Origin of the sequence: Sphingopyxis sp. YR583 (assembly GCF_900108295.1) — a bacterium.
GTDB lineage: Bacteria > Pseudomonadota > Alphaproteobacteria > Sphingomonadales > Sphingomonadaceae > Sphingopyxis.
Genome location: NZ_FNWK01000001.1, coordinates 1655269 through 1677143, shown reverse-complemented (window position 1 = coordinate 1677143; position 21875 = coordinate 1655269). Strand labels below are relative to the sequence as shown.

At 65.5% G+C, this 21875-nt stretch carries 16 protein-coding genes; 4 read left to right on the top strand and 12 right to left on the bottom strand.

Going from position 1 to position 21875, the window contains the following annotated elements; translation table 11 throughout:
• Nucleotides 1-42: 42 nt before the first annotated feature.
• Complete coding sequence (locus tag BLW56_RS07670; protein WP_093509972.1) at nucleotides 43-726, top strand: hypothetical protein; 684 nt, start codon at nucleotides 43-45, stop codon at nucleotides 724-726.
• Here the strand turns inward: BLW56_RS07670 and BLW56_RS07665 are convergent.
• Entirely contained in the window at nucleotides 723-1250 is a 528-nt protein-coding gene (locus tag BLW56_RS07665; protein ID WP_093509971.1) for a YceD family protein, read from the bottom strand. The two genes, BLW56_RS07670 and BLW56_RS07665, sit on opposite strands and share 4 nt — an antisense overlap.
• The gene (locus tag BLW56_RS07660) at nucleotides 1247-1780 is read right to left on the bottom strand and encodes a ubiquinol-cytochrome C chaperone family protein (protein ID WP_093509970.1); all 534 of its coding nucleotides are present in this window, start codon (nucleotides 1778-1780) and stop codon (nucleotides 1247-1249) included. The genes BLW56_RS07665 and BLW56_RS07660 overlap by 4 nt, the downstream gene beginning before the upstream one ends.
• Before the next feature lie 261 nt (nucleotides 1781-2041).
• On the opposite strand from BLW56_RS07660, the gene BLW56_RS07655 reads away from it, so the two are divergent.
• A complete protein-coding gene (locus BLW56_RS07655; protein ID WP_177175936.1) occupies nucleotides 2042-2524 on the top strand; it encodes an outer membrane protein assembly factor BamE in 483 nt (160 codons plus the stop codon).
• 61 nt (nucleotides 2525-2585) lie between these two features.
• Here BLW56_RS07655 and BLW56_RS07650 read toward each other — a convergent pair whose 3' ends face one another.
• On the bottom strand, nucleotides 2586-4850 hold the full coding sequence (locus BLW56_RS07650; RefSeq protein ID WP_093510850.1) for an NADP-dependent malic enzyme: 2265 nt from the start codon (nucleotides 4848-4850) through the stop codon (nucleotides 2586-2588).
• A gap of 130 nt (nucleotides 4851-4980) precedes the next feature.
• On the opposite strand from BLW56_RS07650, the gene mutS reads away from it, so the two are divergent.
• Together mutS and BLW56_RS07640 are read left to right on the top strand one after the other, a co-directional pair.
• Entirely contained in the window at nucleotides 4981-7644 is a 2664-nt protein-coding gene (mutS, locus tag BLW56_RS07645) for a DNA mismatch repair protein MutS (RefSeq protein WP_093509968.1), read from the top strand.
• On the top strand, nucleotides 7641-10400 hold the full coding sequence (locus BLW56_RS07640; protein WP_093509967.1) for a [protein-PII] uridylyltransferase: 2760 nt from the start codon (nucleotides 7641-7643) through the stop codon (nucleotides 10398-10400). The genes mutS and BLW56_RS07640 overlap by 4 nt, the downstream gene beginning before the upstream one ends.
• Here the strand turns inward: BLW56_RS07640 and BLW56_RS07635 are convergent.
• The 9 genes from BLW56_RS07635 to BLW56_RS07595 all read right to left on the bottom strand — a co-directional run bounded on the left by BLW56_RS07635 (nucleotide 10397) and on the right by BLW56_RS07595 (nucleotide 21692).
• Nucleotides 10397-10948 (bottom strand): methylated-DNA--[protein]-cysteine S-methyltransferase, encoded by a 552-nt coding sequence (locus tag BLW56_RS07635; protein WP_093509966.1) that lies wholly within the window; start codon nucleotides 10946-10948, stop codon nucleotides 10397-10399. The genes BLW56_RS07640 and BLW56_RS07635 overlap by 4 nt on opposite strands.
• A 242-nt stretch (nucleotides 10949-11190) precedes the next feature.
• Nucleotides 11191-12150 carry an alpha/beta hydrolase gene (locus tag BLW56_RS07630; RefSeq protein WP_093509965.1) on the bottom strand — a complete coding sequence of 320 codons (960 nt, stop codon included), beginning with the start codon at nucleotides 12148-12150 and terminating at the stop codon, nucleotides 11191-11193.
• A gap of 37 nt (nucleotides 12151-12187) precedes the next feature.
• On the bottom strand, nucleotides 12188-14575 hold the full coding sequence (gene pheT, locus BLW56_RS07625; protein WP_093509964.1) for a phenylalanine--tRNA ligase subunit beta: 2388 nt from the start codon (nucleotides 14573-14575) through the stop codon (nucleotides 12188-12190).
• Nucleotides 14572-15666 (bottom strand): phenylalanine--tRNA ligase subunit alpha, encoded by a 1095-nt coding sequence (pheS, locus tag BLW56_RS07620; RefSeq protein WP_093510849.1) that lies wholly within the window; start codon nucleotides 15664-15666, stop codon nucleotides 14572-14574. The genes pheT and pheS overlap by 4 nt, the downstream gene beginning before the upstream one ends.
• 148 nt (nucleotides 15667-15814) lie before the next feature.
• Complete coding sequence (locus BLW56_RS07615; protein WP_256203345.1) at nucleotides 15815-16726, bottom strand: helix-turn-helix domain-containing protein; 912 nt, start codon at nucleotides 16724-16726, stop codon at nucleotides 15815-15817.
• A 332-nt stretch (nucleotides 16727-17058) separates the two neighbouring features.
• Entirely contained in the window at nucleotides 17059-18090 is a 1032-nt protein-coding gene (holA, locus tag BLW56_RS07610; protein WP_093509962.1) for a DNA polymerase III subunit delta, read from the bottom strand.
• A complete protein-coding gene (gene lptE, locus BLW56_RS07605; RefSeq protein ID WP_093509961.1) occupies nucleotides 18087-18629 on the bottom strand; it encodes an LPS assembly lipoprotein LptE in 543 nt (180 codons plus the stop codon). Before lptE ends, holA begins: the two co-directional genes overlap by 4 nt.
• On the bottom strand, nucleotides 18629-21178 hold the full coding sequence (leuS, locus tag BLW56_RS07600) for a leucine--tRNA ligase (protein WP_093509960.1): 2550 nt from the start codon (nucleotides 21176-21178) through the stop codon (nucleotides 18629-18631). Before leuS ends, lptE begins: the two co-directional genes overlap by 1 nt.
• Nucleotides 21179-21230: 52 nt before the next feature.
• Nucleotides 21231-21692, bottom strand: coding sequence for a DUF3576 domain-containing protein (locus tag BLW56_RS07595; RefSeq protein ID WP_093509959.1), 462 nt, complete (start codon nucleotides 21690-21692; stop codon nucleotides 21231-21233).
• Nucleotides 21693-21875: the final 183 nt, after the last annotated feature.

Here is a 21875-nt window from a genome sequence, read left to right as displayed (position 1 = left end):
CCCTCCGACGCCGGTTATTGAGGCGCCGAGGGGGATGGGCTGATGGCAATTACCAGATATTTCGTGGGCGCCGCGCTGATCGCGGGACTGTCTGTCGCGCCTGTGGCAAACGCCAAGGTTGTCGACCAGAGCGAGGCCGGTTTCAGTGTCGCGCATACGGCGCAGGTCGCCGCGACCCCGGCGGACGTGTGGAAAATGCTCCGTATACCCGAAAGCTGGTGGTCCAAGGATCATAGCTGGTCGGGCGATGCCGCGAACTTCTGGCTCGATTCGCAGGCGGGTGGCTGTTTCTGCGAGAAATTGCCCGATACCGGTTGGGGCGTTGGCAGCGTCCAGCACGCGCGCGTCCTCTTTTCGAAACCCGGCCAGATGCTGCGACTGTCGGGCGCCTTCGGTCCGCTCCAGGGCGAGGCGCTAAACGGCACACTGACGATCCAGATCAAGGAAACCCCGACGGGCAGCGCGCTGCGTTTCGACTATGTCGTTGGCGGCTACATGCGCTTCAAAGTCGCCGAGATCGCGCCCGCGGTCGACAAGGTGATCGGCGAACAATTGCTCGGCCTCGCCAATGCGCTCGGCGGTGCGCTTCCGCCGACGCGCGACGAAAAGGCAGCCGAAAAACCGAAATCGGAAGCGCCGGACGCAAAGAAAGAGCCGGGACTCGATGCTGCGGTGGCCGATCTGGTCGAGGAAGAAGTGAAGCCGGCGCCGGACGAAGGCGGCTAGGCGTTCGGCTTCCCGCGCAATTTCGCCAGCGCTGCAAACGGCCCCGCCGCTTCCTCGCTGAGCACGCCTTTTTCGGCAAGGATGCGCTCGGCGTCGGGGTGACGCGGAAAGGGATCGAGCGCGAGCGACAATGTCTGCACCGCCGCTTCGCCAAGGTCGATCCGGTCGCCGTCGAGCGGCAGAAGGTCGAGATCGTCGCTATCGATCTCAATTTCTTCGTGCTCGCTGACCGGCGCATCGACATCGCGCAGGAAGCGAAGATCGAAAGGTTCGGCAATTGCAGCTGGAATAGGCAGGTCGGTCGCGGCGCAGGCTTGTACGACATCGGCCCGCACTTCGCCTTTCGCTCCGATCCCGCCCGCAATGGTGCGCACCTCGGCGGTGAAGATAAAGCGGTCGAGCGCAGTCAGGCCGAGCCGCCGGGCAATTGCGTCGCGCGCGGCCGCGTCGACTTCGACCGAAATGATGCGACCGTGCGCCGCATCGGCGAGCGTCACGATCAGCGAGAATTCGGACACGCTCACGTCCGCGATCCATCCAGTCGATCGGCGACGATGAGGGCGGACACCGGCGTTGCGGCAAGTCGGCTGCGCAGCGATACGACTTCAGCCATCACATGCGCCAATCCCGCTTCGTCAGGTTCCGCCCCGCGCCACAAGTTGCGTACCAACGCGGCGCGCAATTCGGCCGATCCGTCGGCGGCACGATAGGCGCCAAGGCGGCCGCCAAGCGCGCTCATCATGCGACCGACCTGTTTGCCGACGACCATGTCGCCAAAGCCGATCTGGCGCATCTGGCCGTCCATGTCGTTGACGAACAATTCGGTCAGTTGAACGCCCGCGAGGCCTTGTGCCGGTTCGTCGTCGATCCGGTGCAGGACGAGCGCCAACACCAGGCTGATCATGTCGAACCGCCCGTCGAGTGTGTCGGGGACCGTGCCGTTTGCGTACCAGTGCGGCGCGCGCGCGGTTTCGACGACGGCGTTCCACAGCGGACGGCGCGCCTCGCGCGGGTCGGGCTCGGATGCGAAGAATTTGCGGAGCGAAGAAAACATGCGGAACGCTTAGGCCGAATCATGTCACCGGAAAAGGGGGCGCTGAAACAGTCCGGCACCGGCCCGCTCCCCACCCCGCTTGCCATAGGCTACTATCGTTGGGGAGGCCGGGTGGGGGAGCGGGCCGGTGCCGGACCTAGAGGCCAGTCAGCTTGGCGCAAGCTTTGCGGCGGCATAAGCCGCTTGTATGCGCCGACCGCTTGCGGTTAAGAGGCGCGATTGCCAGCGCCCGCTGAAAAAGGGCGCAACGGAGATATGTTGATGCCGATCCATGCGCCCAAAATTTCGCCCCGCCCCATGCGCCTGGTCGTTGCCGGGTTGGCGCTCGCGCTGACCGTCAGCGGTTGCTCGCAGCTCAAGGGTCGGCAGGGCTATGTTGTCGACCCACTGCTGACCGAAGCGATCACGCCGGGTGTCGACAACCGCGAGTCGGTGGAAAAGACGCTCGGCCGTCCGACCTTCGTCGGCCAGTTCAGCAACAATGAATATTATTATGTGTCGCGCGAAACGCGGCAGCTCGCCTTTGCCAAGCCGCGCCCGGTGGGGCAGCAGGTGCTGCGCGTCCGCTTCGATCCGGCGGGTAACGTCGCTGCAGTCGACCGCACCGGTCTCGAACTGGTGAGCCGGATCAGCCCCGACGGCGACAAGACGCCGACGCTCGGCCGTCATCGCAGCTTCTTCGAGGATATCTTCGGCAACATCGGCGCGGTGGGTGCGCCGGGTGCGGGTGCTCCGGGGCAATAAGTTCAAAGACACCGGCAAAGACAGAAAAGCGGCGGCACCATCGAGGCGCCGCCGCTTTTTCTTATTGTGCGATCCCGCCCGCAGCGAGCACGGCGAGGGTGACGAGGTCTGATGCGGTCGATGCCATCGTGGCGACCTGCACGGGCTTTTCCATACCGACCAGCATCGGGCCGATGACGGCCCCGCCGCCGAGTTCGCGGAGCAGCTTCGCCGACAGGTTCGCCGACTGCAGGCCCGGCATGATCAGGACATTTGCTGGTCCCGACAGACGGCAGAAGGGATAATTCTTCATCACCTTCTCGTTGAGCGCGACGTCGGGTGCCATTTCGCCTTCATATTCGAAACCGGGGCTCCGTTGGTCGAGAATCGACACCGCCTCGCGAATGCTTTCGAGCCAGCTCCCTTCGGGATTGCCGAAGGTCGAATAGGAAAGGAAGGCCACACGGGGTTCGTGACCCATGCGTCGCGCAACCTGCGCGGTGCGCTCGGCGATATCGGCGAGCATTTCGGCGGTCGGCCGCTCGTTGACCGTGGTGTCCGCCATGAAGATTGTGTGATGCTGATCGACCAGGATATGGATGCCGAACGGCGTCTTGCCCTCGGCATGGTCGATCACCCGCCGGACTTCACGCATCGACTGCGAATAAGTGCGCGTCGTGCCCGTGATCATCGCGTCGCCGAGACCCATTTTGAGCAGCAGCGAGCCGAAGATGTTGCGGTCGCGATTGACCATGCGTTCGACGTCGCGGCGGAGATAGCCGCGGCGCTGCAGCCGTTCGTAAAGCATTTCGACCATCTGCGGCACGTGCGGCGAATTGACGCTGTTGTGGACTTCGAAGCTTTCGGCATCGGCGACGCCCATCGCGCGCAGCTTGTCGTGCAGCCCTTCGCGGCCGACGAGCACGGGAATGCCATAGCCGCCGTCGCGGAACTGGATTGCGGCGCGCAGTACGACTTCCTCCTCGCCCTCGGCAAAGACAACACGCTTTGGATTGTTGCGCGCGGCCTCATAGGCGAGCGTGAGCACCGAGGTCGTCGGGTTGAGCCGGGCGCGGAGTTGGGTGCGATATTCTTCGAGATTCTCGATCGGCCGCTGAGCAACGCCGGTCTTCATCGCGGCTTCGGCAACCGCCGCCGGCACGATTTCCATCAAACGCGGATCGAAGGGCGAGGGGATGATATACTCGGGTCCGAAGCTCGATGCGCGGCCGCCGTAGGCCGCGGCGACTTCCTCGGGCACCTGCTGGCGCGCGAGGTCGGCGATCGCATAGGCGGCCGCGATCTTCATCTCTTCGTTGATCGCGGTCGCATGGACGTCGAGCGCGCCGCGGAAGATGAAGGGGAAGCAGAGCACGTTGTTGACCTGGTTCGGATAATCCGAACGGCCCGTCGCGATGATCGCATCGGGCCGCGCCGCGCGCGCGTCGGGCGGCGAGATTTCGGGGTCGGGGTTCGCCATCGCGAAGATGATCGGCGCCGGCGCCATATCCTTCACCATTTCGGGCTTCAGCGCGCCTGCGGCCGAGAGGCCGAGGAACACGTCCGCCCCGACGAGCGCTTCGGTCAGGTCGCGCGCTTCGGTCGGCACCGCATGCGCCGATTTCCACTGGTCCATGCCGTCGGTACGGCCCTGATAGATGGTGCCCTTGCGGTCGCACATGATCACATTTTCGTGCCGCACGCCCATCGCCTTGATCAGCGCGGTACATGCAATCGCCGCGGCGCCGGCACCGTTTACGACGACCTTCACCGTCGAAAGGTCACGGCCCGTCAGGTAACAGGCGTTGATGAGGCCTGCGGCGGTGATGATAGCGGTCCCATGCTGGTCGTCATGGAACACCGGGATGTTCATGCGTTCCTTCAGCGCCGCTTCGATGATGAAACAGTTCGGCGCGGCGATGTCTTCGAGGTTGATGCCGCCAAAGCTCGGCGCAAGCAGTTCGACTGCTTCGATGAAGCGCTGCGGGTCTTCGGTATCGACTTCGAGGTCGATCGAATCGACGTCGGCGAAGCGCTTGAACAACACCGCCTTGCCTTCCATCACCGGCTTCGAGGCGAGCGCACCGAGATTGCCGAGGCCGAGAATTGCGGTCCCGTTAGAGATGACAGCAACCAGATTGCCCTTGATCGTATAATCATAGGCCTTGGCCGGATCTTCGGCGATCGCGTTCACCGGAACCGCGACGCCGGGCGAATAGGCGAGGCTGAGGTCGCGTTGCGTCGCCATCGGTTTCGATGCGACGATCTCGATTTTCCCGGGCCGGCCATATTCATGGTAAAGCAGGGCCTCGCGGTCCGAAAACTGTACCTTGCTGCCGCTGTCCATCATTTGTCCTCTCGATTGATCCACAAGGCGCGCGCCCGAGCCTATTCCCTAGCGTCGCCAAGCGGAAATGGAACCCGCGAATCGCGTGGCATGCTTGCCACCGGCCCATATCCAGACCAAAGCATGTCGTATGCCTGCCACTGCCCGCTCCGCCGCCAATTCGAACAATGCCGCGTCCGCTGCGACGCCGATGATGGCGCAATATTGGTCGCTGAAGGACAAGGCCGGGGATTGCCTGCTTTTCTATCGCATGGGCGATTTCTTCGAGCTGTTCTTCGACGATGCGAAGGCCGCAGCCTCGACGCTCGATATCGCGCTGACCTCGCGCGGCGAGCACGACGGGCAGCCGGTGGCGATGTGCGGGGTGCCGGTGCACGCTGCCGAATCCTATCTCGCGCGGTTGATCCGTGCCGGACACCGCGTAGCGATCGCCGAGCAGATTGAAACCCCAGCCGAGGCGAAGGTGCGCGGCGGGTCGAAGGCGCTTGTCGCGCGCGACATCGTGCGCTTCGTCACCGCGGGCACGCTGACCGAGGAAAGCCTGCTCGAAGGGCGCAGCGCGAACCGCCTCGCCGCGCTCGCGCAGATCGGCAGCGATGGCGAGGTGGCGATTGCCGCGGCCGATATTTCGACCGGGCGCTTTGAGGTCGTCGCGGTTTCGGTACAGGCGGTCGACGCCGAACTTGCCCGGCTCGCGCCTTCGGAGCTGCTGCTCAGCGAAAGTGCCGACGAACTGCCGATTTCTTCGGCACGTCAGATCGTGCGGCGACCGTCCGCAGACTTTTCCAGCACGAGTGCGCAGAAGCGCCTCGAAACCTTCTTCGGCGTTCAGACGCTCGATGGTTTCGGCCAGTTCGGGCGTAGCGAAATCGCCGCGATGGGGGCGCTTGTTGCCTATCTCGACCATGTCGGCACCGGCGGACCAACCTTCCTCCAGCCGCCGCTTCGCCACCTTGCGTCGGGGTGCATGGCGATCGACTCCGCGACGCGCGAAAGCCTCGAACTCGTCCGCACGATGGCGGGTGCGCGCGACGGTAGCCTGCTCGGTACGATCGACCGCACTGTCACCGCGGCGGGTGCGCGCTTGCTCGCGGACGATCTCGCAAGCCCGCTCACCGACAAGGATGCGATCCTCGACCGGCTCGACCTCGTCGACGGTCTTGCGCGCGATGCCTTGTGGCGCGGCGAACTGCGCGCGGCGCTGCGTGCCTTGCCCGACGCCGGACGCGCGCTCGGGCGCCTCGTCGCCGGACGCGGCGGGCCGCGCGACCTCGCGCAGCTCCGCGATGCGCTTGGCGGCGCGCGAATTTTGCGTGAACGGCTCGCGCTGCGTCCCGACCTGCCGCCCTTGCTCGCACGCCTGCTTCCGGGACTCGACGGCCATGGCACGCTTGTCGATGAACTCAGCCGCGCGCTGATCGAAAACCCACCTGTCGACGCCGCGCAGGGCGGCTACGTCGCCGAGGGTTATGATCATGCGCTCGACGCGTTGCGCGAAACCGCACGCGACGGGCGCAAGGCCATTGCGGCGCTCGAAGCCGATTATCGCGACCGCACCGGCATCGCCTCGCTCAAGATCCGCCACAACGGTGTGCTCGGCTATCATGTCGAGGTGCCTGCAAAACATGCCGACGCGCTGATGGCGCCCGAATCGGGCTTCACCCATCGTCAGACGCTCGCGGGTGTGGTGCGCTTCAATTCATCCGATCTCCACGAGGCCGCGAGCCGGGTAACGCAGGCGGCCGTTCATGCCATCGCCGCTGAGGCCGCGCATCTCGAATCGCTGACCGACGCAGCGATCGCACGGCGCGAGGCCATCGCAGCCTCGTGCGACGTCCTCGCGCGCATCGATGTCGCCGCGTCGCTCGCCGACCATGCGATGAGCCACAATTGGTGCCGCCCCGACCTCGCCGACGAGCCGTGTCTGGATGTCAGCGGCGGCCGTCATCCGGTGGTCGAGGCTGCACTTGCGAAATCGGGCGATCGTTTCGTGCCCAACGATGTCTCGCTGTCGCCGCGCGACCGGCTCTGGCTCGTCACCGGCCCGAATATGGGCGGTAAATCGACCTTCCTGCGCCAGAATGCGTTGATCGTCGTGCTCGCGCAGGCGGGCGGGTTCGTGCCTGCGGCGTCGGCGAAGCTCGGACTCGTCGACCGGCTGTTCAGCCGGGTCGGTGCGAGCGACAATCTGGCGCGCGGGCGCTCGACCTTCATGGTCGAGATGGTCGAGACCGCGGCGATCCTTGCGCAGGCGACGCCGCAAAGCTTTGTAATCCTCGACGAGGTCGGGCGCGGCACATCGACCTACGACGGGCTCGCGCTCGCCTGGTCGGTGGTCGAGGCGGTGCACGAGGTGAACAAGTGCCGCTGCCTCTTCGCCACCCACTATCACGAACTGACGCGGCTTGCCGAAACGCTGAACGCATTGTCGCTTCACCACGTCCGCGCGCGTGAATGGCAGGGCGATCTGGTGCTGCTCCACGAACTCGCCGAAGGCCCCGCCGACCGCAGCTATGGCCTTGCAGTCGCGCGCCTCGCCGGCGTTCCGGCGGGGGTGGTGAAGCGCGCCGAAGCGGTGCTCGCCAAGCTCGAAGCGGGGCGCGAGAAGACGGGAGGCCTCGCCGCAGGGCTCGACGACCTGCCGCTCTTCGCCGCCACGCTCGCCGAGGCGCCGGCCGCCGCAAAGGATGCGCTGCGCGAGGCGCTTGGCCATATCGATCCCGACGCGCTTGCCCCACGCGAAGCGCTCGATGCGCTTTATGCGCTCAAGCGGCTAATGGCGGACGAAGCATGAGCGACCTGTTCGACAATCTCGACCAGCGCCGCGCGATCATCGATCGCCGGGCGCTATCGGGACGGCTCGACGAAATTGCGGATGAAACAAGCGATACCGGAAAACGCCGTCGCGCGATGGTTGATCTGCTCAAGGGCGCGCTCGAAGCGGGGCGCGCCGAGATCGAGCGCCGTCTGCTCGAGCGACCGTCGGCGGGACGTGTCGTGGCGAATGCGATGGCGTTCCTGATCGACCAGATCGTCCGTCTCAGCCACGATTTCACCACGGACCACCTCTACCCCGCGAACAACCGCTCGGCGGGCGAACGCATAACCTTGATCGCCGTCGGCGGCTATGGGCGCGGCGAAATGGCGCCGCATAGCGACATCGACATCGGTTTCCTGACGCCGTTCAAGCAGACGAGCTGGACCGAGCAGGTGATCGAGGCGCAGCTCTATACGCTATGGGATCTGGGTCTGAAGGTCGGCCATTCATCGCGTTCGCTCGACGAGATGGTTCGCGCGGCGAAAGAAGATCTCACGATTCGCACCGCGCTGCTCGAAGGGCGCTTCATCTGGGGCGACCGCGACTTGTATGATCAGGCGTCGGCGCGTTTCGATGCCGAGGTCGTCGCGGGCAATGCGCGGGCATTCGTCGCCGACAAGCTGGCCGAGCGTGACGAGCGACACAAGCGCATGGGCGACTCACGCTATGTCGTCGAACCCAATGTGAAGGAAGGGAAGGGAGGGCTTCGCGACCTCCATACGCTCTTCTGGATCGGCAAGTTCATCCACCGCGTCCGCACTGTTCCCGAGTTGGTCAGCGCGGGTTTGCTCTCTGGCCGCGAACTGCGCCAGTTCGAGCGCGCCGAAAATTTCCTGCTCGCGGTGCGCTGTCACCTTCACTCGCTCGCGGGCCGTGCCGAGGACCGGCTGACCTTCGATTTTCAGCCCGAAATCGCGCGCCGCATGCACTTCGCCGATCGGCCAGGCAAGAGTGCGGTCGAGCGCTTCATGCAGCTTTATTTCCTCCACGCGAAAAGCGTCGGCGACGTTACCGGCACCTTCCTCGCGCATCTCGACGACCAGATGGCGGCGCGTGGGCGGCGTTTCCTGCCGACGCTCCGCCGCCGCCCGGGCAAGCTCAACGGCTTCGTCCTCGACCGCGGCCGGCTTGCGCTGCCGAGCGACGATTTCTTCCAGCAGGATCCTGTGCGGTTGGTCGAAATCTTTGCGCTCGCCGACAAACATGGCCTCGAAATCCATCCGCAGGCGATGCGTCAGGCGCGGCACGATGCGAAGCTGATCGACGCGCGCGGGGTGCGTCGCATCGCGCGCGCGAATGAATTGTTCCTCGACGTGTTGACCAGCCCGCGCGATCCCGAAACGGTGCTGCGCTGGATGAACGAGGCAGGCGTATTCGGCCGCTTCGTTCCCGATTTCGGCCGCGTCGTCGCGCAGATGCAGTTCGACATGTATCACCATTATACCGTCGACGAGCATACGATCCGCGCGATCGGATTACTGGCCAACATCGAGCAGAACCGGCTGCAAGACGATCATCCGCTGTCGACCGCGATCATGGACCAGATCCATTCGCGGCGCGTCATCTATGTCGCGGTGCTGCTCCACGATATCGCGAAGGGGCGAGGCGGCGACCATAGCGTGCTCGGCGCCGAACTCGCGCTGCGCGTATGCCCGCGGTTAGGACTGAACGAGGCCGAGACTGAAACCGTGTCGTGGCTCGTGCGCTATCACTTGCTGATGTCGGCAACCGCTTTCAAACGCGACCTCGCCGATTTCAAGACGATCCTCGATTTCGCGCAGGTCGTGCAAAGCCCCGAGCGCCTGCGCCTGCTGCTCGTGCTCACCGTCGTCGATATCCGCGCGGTCGGCCCCGGCGTGTGGAACGGTTGGAAACGCCAGCTACTGACCGAACTATATGACGCCGCCGAGGAAGTGCTGCGCCTCGGCCACAAGCAGCGCGGCCGCGAAGCGCGGATTGAAAGCAAGAAAGAGGCGGTCGCGGCGCAGTTCGGTTTCGACCGAAAGACCTTCGACAAGGTCGCAAAGCGCCTTCCCGAAAGCTATTGGATCGCCGAGCCGGTCGAGGTCATCGCCGCCAATCTCGTTCATATCCGGCAGGCGGGTGACGCGCCGCTGCACATCGCAGCGGTCCCCGACGACGATCGCGGTGCGACTTTGGTGATGGTGCTCGCCGCCGACCATCCGGGGCTCTTCTATCGGATCGCGGGCGGTATCCATCTTGCCGGCGGCAACATCATCGACGCGCGTATTCACACGACCCGCGACGGACTCGCTCTTGACAATTTCCTTGTCCAGGATCCGTTGGGGCGTCCTTTCGCTGAGGCCGGACAGATCGGCCGGCTGACCCGCGCGATCGAGGATGCACTCGCCAACCGCCATAAATTGCTGCCGAAGCTCGAAGCGCGTGCGCTCCCCCGGACACGTGCCGAGGCGTTCCGTGTCGCGCCCAACGTTTTCGTCGACAACAAGGCGTCGAACCGGTTCACCGTGATCGAGGTCAATGCGCAGGATCGCCCGGCGCTCCTCAACCAGCTTGCCTATGCGCTCTTCCAGTCAAAGGTGACGGTGCACAGTGCGCATGTCGCGACCTATGGCGAGCGCGCGGTCGACACATTTTACGTGACCGACCTGATCGGCGACAAGATCGACAGCGCCGCGCGGGTGAAGAGCCTTGAAAAACGTCTGCTCGAAGCGGCGGCGAGTCACGGCGCGGATGCGGTCGCGGCCTAGAAGTCGAACCCCTGCTGAACGGGAGCCATCGGCACGCCTTCGAGTTCGAGCATATGCGCCTTGGACGTCGATCCACCCGGCGCAGAGAAGCCGCCGATCTTGCCGCCCGCGGCCATGACGCGGTGGCAGGGGACGATCAACGGGACGGGATTGGTTGCCATCGCCTGTCCGACCGCGCGGGCATGCTCGGGGCCGACATCCAGCGCCCGCGCGACGGCGCCATAGGTGGTCGTCTCGCCCCAGCCGAGCTTGCGAACAAAATCGTAAACCGCCGCAAAGAAAGGGGGCAGTTCGCCCAGATCGATCGGTACGTCGAAGAATTCGATCCGCTCCCCATGGAAATAGCGGATCGCCGCGTCGATGACCGCCGCTGTTTCAGCCGGGGGCTCGGCACGCACCGCATCGGGCAGGCGGCGCAGAATGGCGCGCTCGGCTTCGCCCGCGCTCGGCGCGGGCAGACGAAAACTCACAACGCCGCCGCTTGCCCAGCCGATCGCAGCGACACCGGCCGCCGTTTCGAAAAGCTGATACTCGCTTTGCCCGACCATGCCCGTTTCTCCATCCTTGTCGGGATATAGGATCAGATGGGGCCGAAGCCATAGCGGCCTGAAGCAACGGAGGTTTGGGGTGGAGAATTGCGATCCCTACCTTCGCCATTCCCGCGAAAGCGGGAACCCAGCGATAAGCCAGCCGACGCCCGCTCTGGGTTCCCGCTTTCGCGGGAATGACGAAGTTCAGGAGGCCGGCCGTCCGCAATCGCTCGTTGGCGGACGCGGCCGGGCCCGCTTCCTCAACCGTCCGTCGGCCCCGTCATCGCCGCAGCGGCCGCCAACAATCCACCGTTGAAGCGCTGTGACAGCGCGGCGTCCGGGATGGCGTTGAAGGCATGGATCGCCCCGGCATAGCTGTGCAGATCAATCGGCACCCCCGCCGCGACAAGACGCCGCGCATAGTCGAGATTCTCGTCGAAGAAGAGGTCGAGGCTGCCGGTCGCGATATAGGCGGGGGGCAGGTTCGACAGATCCTCGACAAGGCTGGGCGAAAACCAGCCGCGCCGGGCATCGTCGGCCTTGTAATCGCCCTGCAGCGCGCGCCAGCCGAAGCGATTGCTCGCGCGCGTCCAGATGAACTCGCCAGTCGTCGGATTATTGTACGGACAGGCATCGCTGCCGGTCCGATGATCGAGCATCGGATAGGTCAGGAGCTGTCCCGCGATCGCCGGACCGCCGAGGTCTCGCGCCATGATCGCGAGCGCGGCGGCCAGCCCGCCGCCCGCGCTCTCGCCCGCGACGACAATCCGGTTCGCGTCGAAGCCCAGCGCATCAGCCTGTCCTGCGAGCCACGTCAGCGCGGAATGGCAATCCTCTTGGGGGGCAGGGAAGGGGTGTTCGGGGGCAAGGCGATATTCGACCGATGCGACCGGTACGCCCGCCGCAGCCGCCAGCGCCGCAGGCCCGGCCTGCATCTGCTCGATCGATCCCATCACCATGCCGCCACCATGGATATGCAGGATGGCGCCGCCGCCAGCGCGCTTCGCGGACGGGCGATAGAGGAACACCGGGATATCGGGCCCGCCATGGATCGACGGCACGACCAGCCTCTCGGGCGCAATCACCGGCGGCGGCAGGATCGAATAGGTCTCCGCCGCCTTGGCACGAATCTGCGCGATCGGCGCCGCGTCCAGGTCGACCCGTGGAAACAGGTCGATGATCGGCGCGATCTCGCGATCGACGAGGTGGCGGGTGTCCATATCAAACTCTCCCTTTCATCCCCGGCCGATCCCGAAATCAGCCGCGCAAAATTGCCCCCACCTTTGCGGCCGCTGCGACCACCTTGTCGGCGATTGCCTTCAGCTCGGCGTCGGTGAAGCTCTTTTCCAGCGGCTGCAGCTCGACCTCGACCGCGAGGCTCACCTGACCCTCGGGCACGCCTTGTCCCGCGAAGCGGTCGAACAGCCGGGCATCGACGATGCTCGTCTTGTCGGCGCCGCGGATCGCGCGCACCAGATCGGCGGCGGTCAGGCTCGTCGGCGCGAAGAAGGCGAAGTCGCGGCGAACGGATTGCAGCGCGGGCGGCGTGAACGCCGCGCGAGCGGGGCCGCTCGCGCGCTTCGCCGGAATCGCATCGAGGAAGATCTGCACCGCCATCACGGGGCCATCGACATCGAAGGCGCGGGTGAGCAGCGGGTGGAGCGCGCCGAACTCGGCGAGCACCGCCTTGGGGCCGAGGCGCAGCGTCGCCGACTGGCCGGGGTGCCAGATGTTGCCGCCGGTCACGGCCTCCATCACCTGCAGGCGGTCGGCGGGGGCGCCGGCCGCCTCAAGCAGCGCCAGCGCGGCAGCCTTGGCGTCGAACGCGTCGAACGCCGCCGCCTTGCCCGCCTGCCAGCCGCGTGCGCGCTTGTCGCCCGCCATGACGACGGCGAGCGTCGGATGCTCGGCATCGGCCAGATAGCGGCGGCCGATCTCGAACAGCCGGATGCTGCCCGCGCCGCGATTCTGGTTGCGCTGCGTCGCGGCGAGCAGGCCGGGAAGCAGCGACGGGCGCATGACCTTCAGCTCTTCGCTGATCGGATTGGCAAGCGACCAGGCGCCGCCGCCAAAGGGCGCGGCCTCGCTTTCGCTGATGAACGACCATGTCACCGCTTCGTCGAACCCGGCCGCAGCTGCGGCGCGGCGCAGACGGCGTTCGGTAAGCTGCTCGGGCGTAGCGGTCGGCTTCGCGACGCCATCGACGCGCGGCAGCGCGACCGACGAGATCGCATCGAAGCCCGTGATCCGCGTGACTTCCTCGACGATGTCGGGTGCGCCGTCGATATCGCGGCGCCAGCTCGGTACCGCGACTTGCCACCGGCCGCCCTGTTCGATCACGGCGAAACCAAGCGCAGCGAGGATGTCCTTCTGCCGTTCGGGGGCGATCGCGATGCCGCCGAGCGTCGCCGACAGCGTCGGATCATAATCGACCGTTTTCACCTCGGCGGGTGGTGCGCCTGCGCGCGTCACGGCCGACGGCGTACCGCCGCAGATCGCGAGCACATGCGCGGTGACGATCGCGGTCGCATCGTCGAGGAACGCCGGATCGACGCCGCGCTCGAAGCGGCTGCGCGCGTCGCTGGTCAGGCCAAGCGCCTGTCCGGTCAGCGCGATGCGCTCGGGCATGAAATAAGCGATCTCGAGCAGCACGTCGGTGGTCGCCTCGCTGCACCCGCTATGCTCCCCGCCCATGATGCCCGCGATGTCGTGGACGCCGCTGTCGTCGGCAAGCACCGTCATCGTGTCGGTGAGTGTATATTCCTTCCCGTTGAGTGCGGTCGCCGTTTCGCCGTCCTTCGCGCGGCGCGCGACGAGCGCACCGGTCAGCTTGGCGCGGTCATAGATATGGCTCGGGCGACCGAGGTCGAACATCACATAATTGCTGATGTCGACGAGCGCCGAAATCGAACGCTGGCCGACGGCCTCCAACCGGCGTCGCATCCATTCGGGTGCGGTGCCGTTGGTGACGCCTGAAATGGTACGGCCGAAGAAGGCGGGACAGCCTTCGGTATCGAGGGTAGCGATTTCGGTCGCGGGGGCGCCTTCGCCGGTGATCGTCGGGACGTCGAGCGGCTTCAGCGTGCCAAGCCCGGCGGCGGCGAGGTCGCGCGCGATGCCGCGCACGCCCATGCAGTCCTGCCGGTTCGGCGTGATCGAAATGTCGATCACCGGATCGCCCGCACCGCTATAATTGGCAAAGGGCGTTCCGATCGGCGCGTCGGCGGGCAGCTCGATGATCCCGTCATGATCGTCGCCGAGCTCGAGCTCGCGCGTCGAACACATCATGCCGTTCGATTCGACGCCGCGCACCGCGGCGACCTTCAGCTCCATACCGTTCGCAGGCACCACCGCGCCGGGCAGGCCGAGCACGCCGATCAGGCCCGCACGCGCGTTGGGGGCGCCGCATACGACGGTCAGGGGCGCGCCGCCGTCGCCCGTGTCGACGGTCAGCACCTGCAGCTTGTCGGCTTGCGGATGTTTCTCGGCGGTCAATACCTTGGCGACGCGGAAACCGGCGAGCTTTTCGGCCGGGTTCTCGACGCCTTCGACCTCATGGCCGATGCGGTTCAATGTCGCGACGACATCGGCGACATCATAGTCGCCGTCCAGATGTTCGCGGAGCCAGTCGAGGGTGATCTTCATGCCGAAATCCCCCCGCTGAGCGTTGGTACCGACAGCGCGTTGAATCCATAGTGCGACAACCAGCGCAGGTCGCCGTCGAAGAAGGCGCGCAGGTCGTCCATGCCATATTTCAGCATCGCCAGCCGGTCGACGCCGACCCCGAAAGCGAAGCCCTGCCATTCGTCGGGGTCGAGTCCGCAATTGGCGATGACGCGGCGATTCACCATGCCGCTGCCGAGCAGCTCCATCCACGCATGACCCTCGTCGTCGCCGTTGCCGCCGACGATGCGGCGGCCCTTTTCCTGTTTATAACCGACATCGACCTCGGCCGACGGTTCGGTGAAGGGGAAATAGCTCGGGCGCAGGCGCAGCACGATATCGTCGCGCTCGAAATAGGCCTTGAGGAACGTCTCGAGCGTCCATTTGAGATGCCCCATATGGATGCCGCGATCGATAACGAGACCTTCGACCTGATGGAACATCGGCGTGTGCGTCGCGTCGCTGTCGCTACGATAGACGCGGCCGGGCGCGATGATCCGGATCGGCGGCTCTTGGCTCATCATCGTGCGAATCTGCACCGGCGAGGTGTGCGTGCGCAGCAGCATCGTGCGGCCTTCGGCGTCGGTGTCGGGGAAATAGAAAGTGTCATGCATCGCGCGCGCGGGGTGCGTGTCGGGGATGTTGAGCGCGGTGAAATTGCGCCAGTCGTCCTCGATTTCCGGACCCGTCGCGACGGCAAAGCCCATGTCGGCGAAGATTTCGGCAAGTTCGTCCATCACCTGGCTGACCGGATGAACGCTCCCGCGCGGGGCCGTGTCGGCGGGCAGGGACATGTCGATCGCCTCGGCCGCGAGCTTCACGTCGAGCGCCGCGGCATCGAGTGCCGCCTTCCGCGCGGCGAGCGCGGCGGTGACTGTTTCGCGCAGCGCGTGGATCGCCGGACCCTGCGCCTGCCGCTCGTCGGGGGTCATGCCGCCCAGTGTCTTGAGCAAGGCGGTGATACTCCCTGCCTTGCCGAGCGCGGCGACGCGCAGCGCTTCGATCGCGTCGAGATCGGCCGCCGCCGCTATATCGTCCACCAGCCGGGTCTGGATGGCCTGAATGTCGCTCATTGTCGTTCGTCCTGTTCCGGCGGCGCTGGCGCTGCCGGCGTGCATTTCTCTGGGTCTTGTGGATGGGGCGGATACCCGCGCGTCCGTCGCCTGCCGCTTGCACCGAACGCGCCGCGCCGGTCAAGTCACTTGGCGGAAACGGGCCTGCCTATCCCGCGGGTTTGTGCAGGCCTTGAACCGCGGCACCGGCGGCTGCCGCCCGCGCCAAAGCCGCAGCGCCCAGGATCGGTTTCGGGCGTCCGGCATAGTCGCGTGGGCTCATCCCCATGAAACGCTGAAAGTCGCGTGTAAACTGCGCTTGGTCATAATAATGATGATCCATCGTATCGATCCACGCCATCGACGGATCGAGCATGAAGCGCGCAAGGCTGCGCAGAAAGCGTTGGCGCAGCAACAACAGCTTGGGCGAAAAGCCGAAAGCGCGGTGGCTCAGGCGCTCGATCGAGCGTTCGGAGAGGCCGAGTTTCGCCGAAAGATCGGCGACACTCGTTACCTCGTCGTCCACCAGTGCGCGGTGCGCGGCGAGAATCACGGGATCGTCCGGCGGCGCATCGGCGAGGAGCGCGCAGACATGCGCGTCGATCAGCGCGGCCGCGGCGTCGACGTCGTTTATTCGTCGCAAGGTTTCGAGCAGGGGCGCGAAGGATGCGAAGGCCGGGTGCGTGCTGCCGTCGGTCAGGCGGTCGGCCAGCTCTTCGGCGGACAGGGGAATGAACTTCGCCCATCCCATCGGCAGGATGCCGATGCCCCAGACGCGCATATTGCCTGCCGCAAAATAGGTCGCGGTGCTCGTCGGGCCGGTCGCAATGAAGCGCGGAGCCGCGACCACCGGGCTGTCACCGATCGCCGCGCGCGGAGGCTCGCCCTCGACAAAACGCAGATTTGCCCATTCGGGGTGCAGATAATCCTCGATCCGATCGCCGTCGCCCACGGTCACTTCGCTGAGATAGATGGTACTGACATAGGGGCGCAGAGCGGGCGACAGCGGGAAGAAGCGCGTCGAGATGCGCGCGCCGGTCGAAGAAGGACGAGATGCGTCGCTTTGCGGCATGTGTCTCATTTTAGCGCGCAAAAGGCATGAAAAACAATGTTCGACCGTCGTTTGCTGTCGGGTTCTTACAATTTTATGCGCGCAGGCTGCGTCATAATTGCGTCGTCCGCTTTCGAACGGCGGCGCGCGAGGAGAATTATGGCGTAGCGCCAAAGATGGGGATTTGGCGAGGACCTGAAACAAACGACTGATTTTCCGAGCTTCGTCCCGGCCGGCAGCTTTCTGCGACCCACGGCTTTTCGGAACGGGCGGGGGGGCGATGGTTTCCACTGGAACCATTGTCGAGGCGGAGCGGAGCGGGAGCTCCGCGTCGCCTCTTCGCTTGGGGACGGCTGTTTTGCCTACCGTGCCCGCGCCGCCTGATGCGTGATGTCGGTCATCAGCTTGCGGAATAGCACGGCGCCTGCGGTGCCCGATGCCTTGAGCGTGCGTTCGCAATCGAGCAGCCGGCTCATCAGCCGCGCGATGCGCACCGAATCCCAGATGTGGAGCTGGGCGGTGACCGCGTCGCGTTCTTTCCAGAAAATGCCGCTGGTTCGTGCCGACACGACGGTTGCAGGGTGCGCGCCGCCGTCGACTTCGGCGCGGAGGCGGGCCAGCGCCGTGGCGCGGATCGCGAGCGCGCGGATGATGCGGATCTCGGCGACGCCGACCGCCGCCGCGGTCGCCAGCATCTCGGGAAGCTCGCGCACCTTGCCGCCGAGCGCGACGTTGATGCATTCGCTGACATCTTCCTCATGCGTTGCGGCGCCGAGCGCGGCAATGTCGGCCGCGGTGACCTGACGTTGCCGGTCGGAACCCGCGTCGAGATAAAGCGCGATCTTTTCGATCTCGCGCCGCATCAACGCCTGATCGCCCGAGACGAGATCGACGAGCAATTGTGCCTCGGCATTGCCGAGCCGCAGCCCCTGTTCTTGCCCGGCCGCCATTGCGATGCCGACGAGTTGGCGCCGGTCTGGCTGATAGCAGATCGCGGCGACGGCATGGTCCGATCCTTCGACCAGCTTGACGAGTTTCGATTTGGCGGTGACCGACGCGCCGGTCGCAATCACCGGATTGATTGCCGTTTCGGCAGCAAGCAGTGCTTCGACCGCGGCGAGACCGTCGTCGCCACTGCCAGAGAGCTCGACCTTTATCACGCGCGCTGACGAAAAGAGCGACATCGACGCGGCCTCGGCTGCGAGCAGCGAGGGGTCTTGCGAGAGCTGCGATCCGGTCAGATCGAGCCGTTCGGCGTCCTTGCCGGCAAGGACGAGCAGATGCGCCGCGATGGCTTCCATCGTCGCTTCGTCTGGACCGGTAAGGAGGGTGAAGCGAACCGCGGGATCGAGGCGCGACAGGCGTTCGAGTTCGTTCGGTTTGACCGTCTTCATTGCCCGGTGGGCGCGGGTGTTTCGGTCGGCTGTCCGCCGCCGCGGTTCGCGAAGACCGCAAGCCGCGCGACGATCTGGTCGGCAACCGCCGAAGACAGGCGCTCGAGCGCCGAAGATTCGGCGGCGATCGTCGCATATTCGCTGCCGACGACGTCGATCCCCGCGTCGGAGAACGCCGTGGCGTCGAGCAGCACTTCGCCCGTCGCGGCGTTTACGAGCTGGTAGCGGGCGCGCAGCGTCCGCCGCTCGCGCGTCACCGCATCGTCGGCGCGGACGCCGAAGCCGGTGATCGAATCCTCGAGCCGGACGTCGAGACGTAGGCGCTTGCCTGCCCCCTCGCCGCCCTGCGTGGCCTGCAACCGGTCGCGGAGCGCATTGCGCACGAGCCAGCCGCTATGCCCCTCGATCGCCGCAACATCGACGTCGGCGAGCACCTGCGCCACCGCTCCCTTGCTGCCGTTTGCGTATAATGGGCGCAGTCCGCAGCCGCCGATGGTCAGCGAAGCGGCCGCGAGGCAGGAGACGAGAAGCAAGCGCATCAGGGAACGATATTCACCAAACGGTCGGGCACCACAATCACCTTCTTCGGCGCCGCGCCGGCAAGCAGCTCGACGATGCGCGGGCGGGCGAGCGCCGCGGCCTCCGTCGCTTCCTTGTCGAGACCCTTGGCGATCGTCATCGTGTCGCGCAGCTTACCCGCCATCTGGATCGCGATTGTCACCTCGTCATCGACGAGCAGTGCCGGATCGGCGGCAGGCCACGCGGCGTCGGCGATCATCGCGGTCGTGCGCCCGCCTTCGGGAAGTGCGGCCCATGCTTCTTCGGCGAGGTGCGGCAGCATCGGTGCGACGAGCAGGATCAAGGTGCGGCACGCCTCGGCACGGGTGGCCGAGGGCCGGGCCTTCTCGATTTCATTGGCGAGCGCGTGAAGTTTGGCAACCGCCTTGTTGAAGCCGAGCGCCTCGATATCGGCGGCGACGCCCGCGATCGCCTGATGTAGCTTGCGCGCAAGCGCCTTGTCTTCCGACCCGTCGCCGACATTTTCGGTGTCGCCGAACAGTCGCCACAGGCGCTGGACGAAGCGCCATGCGCCTTCGATGCCGGCCTCGCTCCACGGCAGGTCGCGCTCGGGCGGACTGTCGGAGAGCATGAACCAGCGCGCAGCGTCGGCGCCATATTGGTCAAGGATGGCGTCCGGATCGACGACATTCTTCTTCGACTTCGACATCTTGATCACGCGACCGATGTCGACCGGCGCTCCGTCGGCGGTCAGCGTCGCGCCGTCGGCACTGCGCTCAATCTCGTCAGGGGTGAAGAAGAGCGCCGGCAGGCCTTCGCCCTGCGCACGGCTGTAGGTTTCGTGCGTTACCATGCCCTGTGTGAACAGGCTGGCGAATGGCTCCTTGATGTCGATCATCCTCAGCTTGTTCAGCGCGCGCGTCCAGAAGCGTGCGTAGAGCAGGTGAAGGATCGCATGTTCGATGCCGCCGATATACTGGTCGACGGGCAGCCAGCGGCGGATCACCTCGGGATCGAAGGGCTTGTCCGACGGGGCGCTCGCAAAGCGCAGAAAATACCAGCTCGAATCGACGAAGGTATCGAGCGTATCCGTCTCGCGCACCGCCTCGCCGCCGCACGACGGACAGGCGACATGTTTCCACGTCGGGTGGCGGTCGAGCGGATTGCCCGGGACCGAGAAATCGGCGTCCTCTGGCAGCACGACGGGGAGCTGGCTCTTGGGCACGGGCACCATGCCGCACGCCGAGCAATGGATGAAGGGGATCGGGGTGCCCCAATAGCGCTGGCGCGAGACGCCCCAGTCGCGCAGGCGCCACACGGTCGTGCCCTTGCCCCAGCCCTCATGCTCCGCGCGTGCGATTACGGCCGCTTTGGCTTCGTCGATCGTCATCCCGTCAAGGAAGTGGCTGTTCACCAGCTTGCCCGGTCCCGTGTAGGCCTCGGTTCCGGTGAAATGCTGCGCGGTCTCATCGCCATCGGCGATCACACGATGGACTTGCAGTTCATATTTATGCGCAAAATCAAGATCTCGTTGATCGTGCGCGGGGCAGCCGAAGATCGCGCCGGTGCCATAATCCATCAGCACATAGTTCACGACCCAGACCGGCAGGTGCCAGTTGGGATCGAGTGGGTGCTCGACCGAAATGCCGGTGTCGAACCCCATTTTCTCGGCGGTGTCGATCTGTTCGGCGGCCGTGCCCTGGCGCCGGCATTCTTCGATGAATGCCGCGAGCTCGGGCGAATCCTTGGCGAGCTTTTCAGCCAGCGGATGATCGGGCGAGATCGCGGCGAAGCTTGCGCCGAACAAAGTGTCGGGACGCGTCGTGAAGACGTCGAAGCCAGCCGCGCCGCCAGCCAGTTTGAAGCTGAATTCGAGGCCCTGCGACTTGCCGATCCAGTTTTCCTGCATCAGCCGTACCTTGTCGGGCCAGCTGTCAAGGCTGCCCAGCCCTTCGAGCAATTCCTCGGCGAAGTCGGTGATCTTCAAGAACCACTGCGATAGTTTCTTTTTCTCGACGAGCGCGCCCGAGCGCCAGCCGCGGCCGTCGATTACCTGCTCGTTCGCGAGCACAGTCATGTCGACCGGGTCCCAATTGACGTAGCTGTGCTTGCGCGTGACGAGGCCGTGCGCAAACAGGTCAAGGAACAAGGCCTGTTCCTGCCCATAATAATCGGGTTCGCAGGTCGCGAGTTCGCGGCTCCAGTCGATCGCGAGGCCGAGCCGCTTCAGTTGGCTGCGCATCGCCGCGATATTATCGCGCGTCCAGCCGCCGGGGTGGACACCCTTCTCCATCGCCGCGTTCTCTGCAGGCATGCCGAAGGCATCCCAGCCCATCGGGTGGAGCACGTCATGCCCCGTCATCCGCTTGAAGCGCGCAAGAACGTCGCCCATCGCATAGTTGCGGACATGGCCCATATGGATGCGCCCCGACGGATAAGGGAACATCTCGAGGATATAGGCCTTGGGCTTGTCCGCCGTGTCGGTCGTGGCAAAGCTGTTCGCCGCCTCCCACGCCTTTTGCCAGCGGGCGTCGGCAGCGAGGGCGCCAAAGCGCGGTTCGCGGGTCATTCGTCGGTTACCCCGTTTGTCTGTATGGGCGGGCGCGAGAGGCGCCGCCGGATTAGTCCCTGATGGCGCTGCGACGCAGGTCGCGGGCGCGGGTGAGGATGATTTCCTCGAGCTTCTGCACCGTCGCCGCCTGAACCGGCGCGTCGACCCAGCCGCCGCCCTGCGCAACCTGGCGGGATGCGGCGATGCGCAGGGCATCGGCCCGCAGATCCTGGTCGAGGATCGAGACGGTGACCTTCATACGCTCGCCCGGGTTCGACGGGTTCGCATACCAGTCGGTGATCACGACGCCGCCAGCCGAGTCGGCCTGAAGCAGGGGCATGAACGACAGCGCATCGAGCGAAGCGCGCCACAAATAGCTGTTGACGCCGATCGTCGTCACCTTGCTCGCGGCGAGGTCGGCGCGGGGCCGGTCCTTCTTTGCGCAGGCCGAAAGGCCAAGCACCGCAAGTCCGAGCAGCGCGGCCGTGGCCGAACGACGACCGAGCTTGGCAAGGACGGAAAGCTGGAACATGCCGATAATACCCTATCTATTAGGCGCCGCCGAAATCAGGGAAAGCCGGCCGCGCATTACGGAATTGCCAGCGTCTCTATCGCCCTTGCCGCCATCGGGCAAGCGCGGCAATTTCGGCCATTCGACCGTTCAGATTCTGGTCAGATTCGAGACGCACTGTGACGATCGCGCAACAATTTCGGC

Excerpts from the sequence above, each read along its gene's own strand:
- BLW56_RS07615 (WP_256203345.1), bottom strand. The coding sequence starts at position 16,726 with ATGAGACACATGCCGCAAAGCGACGCATCTCGTCCTTCTTCGACCGGC.
- BLW56_RS07640 (WP_093509967.1), top strand. The coding sequence starts at position 7,641 with ATGAGCGACCTGTTCGACAATCTCGACCAGCGCCGCGCGATCATCGAT.
- pheT (WP_093509964.1), bottom strand. The coding sequence starts at position 14,575 with ATGAAGATCACCCTCGACTGGCTCCGCGAACATCTGGACGGCGACTAT.
- pheS (WP_093510849.1), bottom strand. The coding sequence starts at position 15,666 with ATGAGCGACATTCAGGCCATCCAGACCCGGCTGGTGGACGATATAGCG.
- BLW56_RS07630 (WP_093509965.1), bottom strand. The coding sequence starts at position 12,150 with ATGGACACCCGCCACCTCGTCGATCGCGAGATCGCGCCGATCATCGAC.
- BLW56_RS07655 (WP_177175936.1), top strand. The coding sequence starts at position 2,042 with ATGCCGATCCATGCGCCCAAAATTTCGCCCCGCCCCATGCGCCTGGTC.
- lptE (WP_093509961.1), bottom strand. The coding sequence starts at position 18,629 with ATGCGCTTGCTTCTCGTCTCCTGCCTCGCGGCCGCTTCGCTGACCATC.
- holA (WP_093509962.1), bottom strand. The coding sequence starts at position 18,090 with ATGAAGACGGTCAAACCGAACGAACTCGAACGCCTGTCGCGCCTCGAT.
- BLW56_RS07670 (WP_093509972.1), top strand. The coding sequence starts at position 43 with ATGGCAATTACCAGATATTTCGTGGGCGCCGCGCTGATCGCGGGACTG.
- BLW56_RS07660 (WP_093509970.1), bottom strand. The coding sequence starts at position 1,780 with ATGTTTTCTTCGCTCCGCAAATTCTTCGCATCCGAGCCCGACCCGCGC.
- mutS (WP_093509968.1), top strand. The coding sequence starts at position 4,981 with ATGCCTGCCACTGCCCGCTCCGCCGCCAATTCGAACAATGCCGCGTCC.
- BLW56_RS07595 (WP_093509959.1), bottom strand. The coding sequence starts at position 21,692 with ATGTTCCAGCTTTCCGTCCTTGCCAAGCTCGGTCGTCGTTCGGCCACG.
- BLW56_RS07635 (WP_093509966.1), bottom strand. The coding sequence starts at position 10,948 with ATGGTCGGGCAAAGCGAGTATCAGCTTTTCGAAACGGCGGCCGGTGTC.
- leuS (WP_093509960.1), bottom strand. The coding sequence starts at position 21,178 with ATGACCCGCGAACCGCGCTTTGGCGCCCTCGCTGCCGACGCCCGCTGG.
- BLW56_RS07650 (WP_093510850.1), bottom strand. The coding sequence starts at position 4,850 with ATGGACAGCGGCAGCAAGGTACAGTTTTCGGACCGCGAGGCCCTGCTT.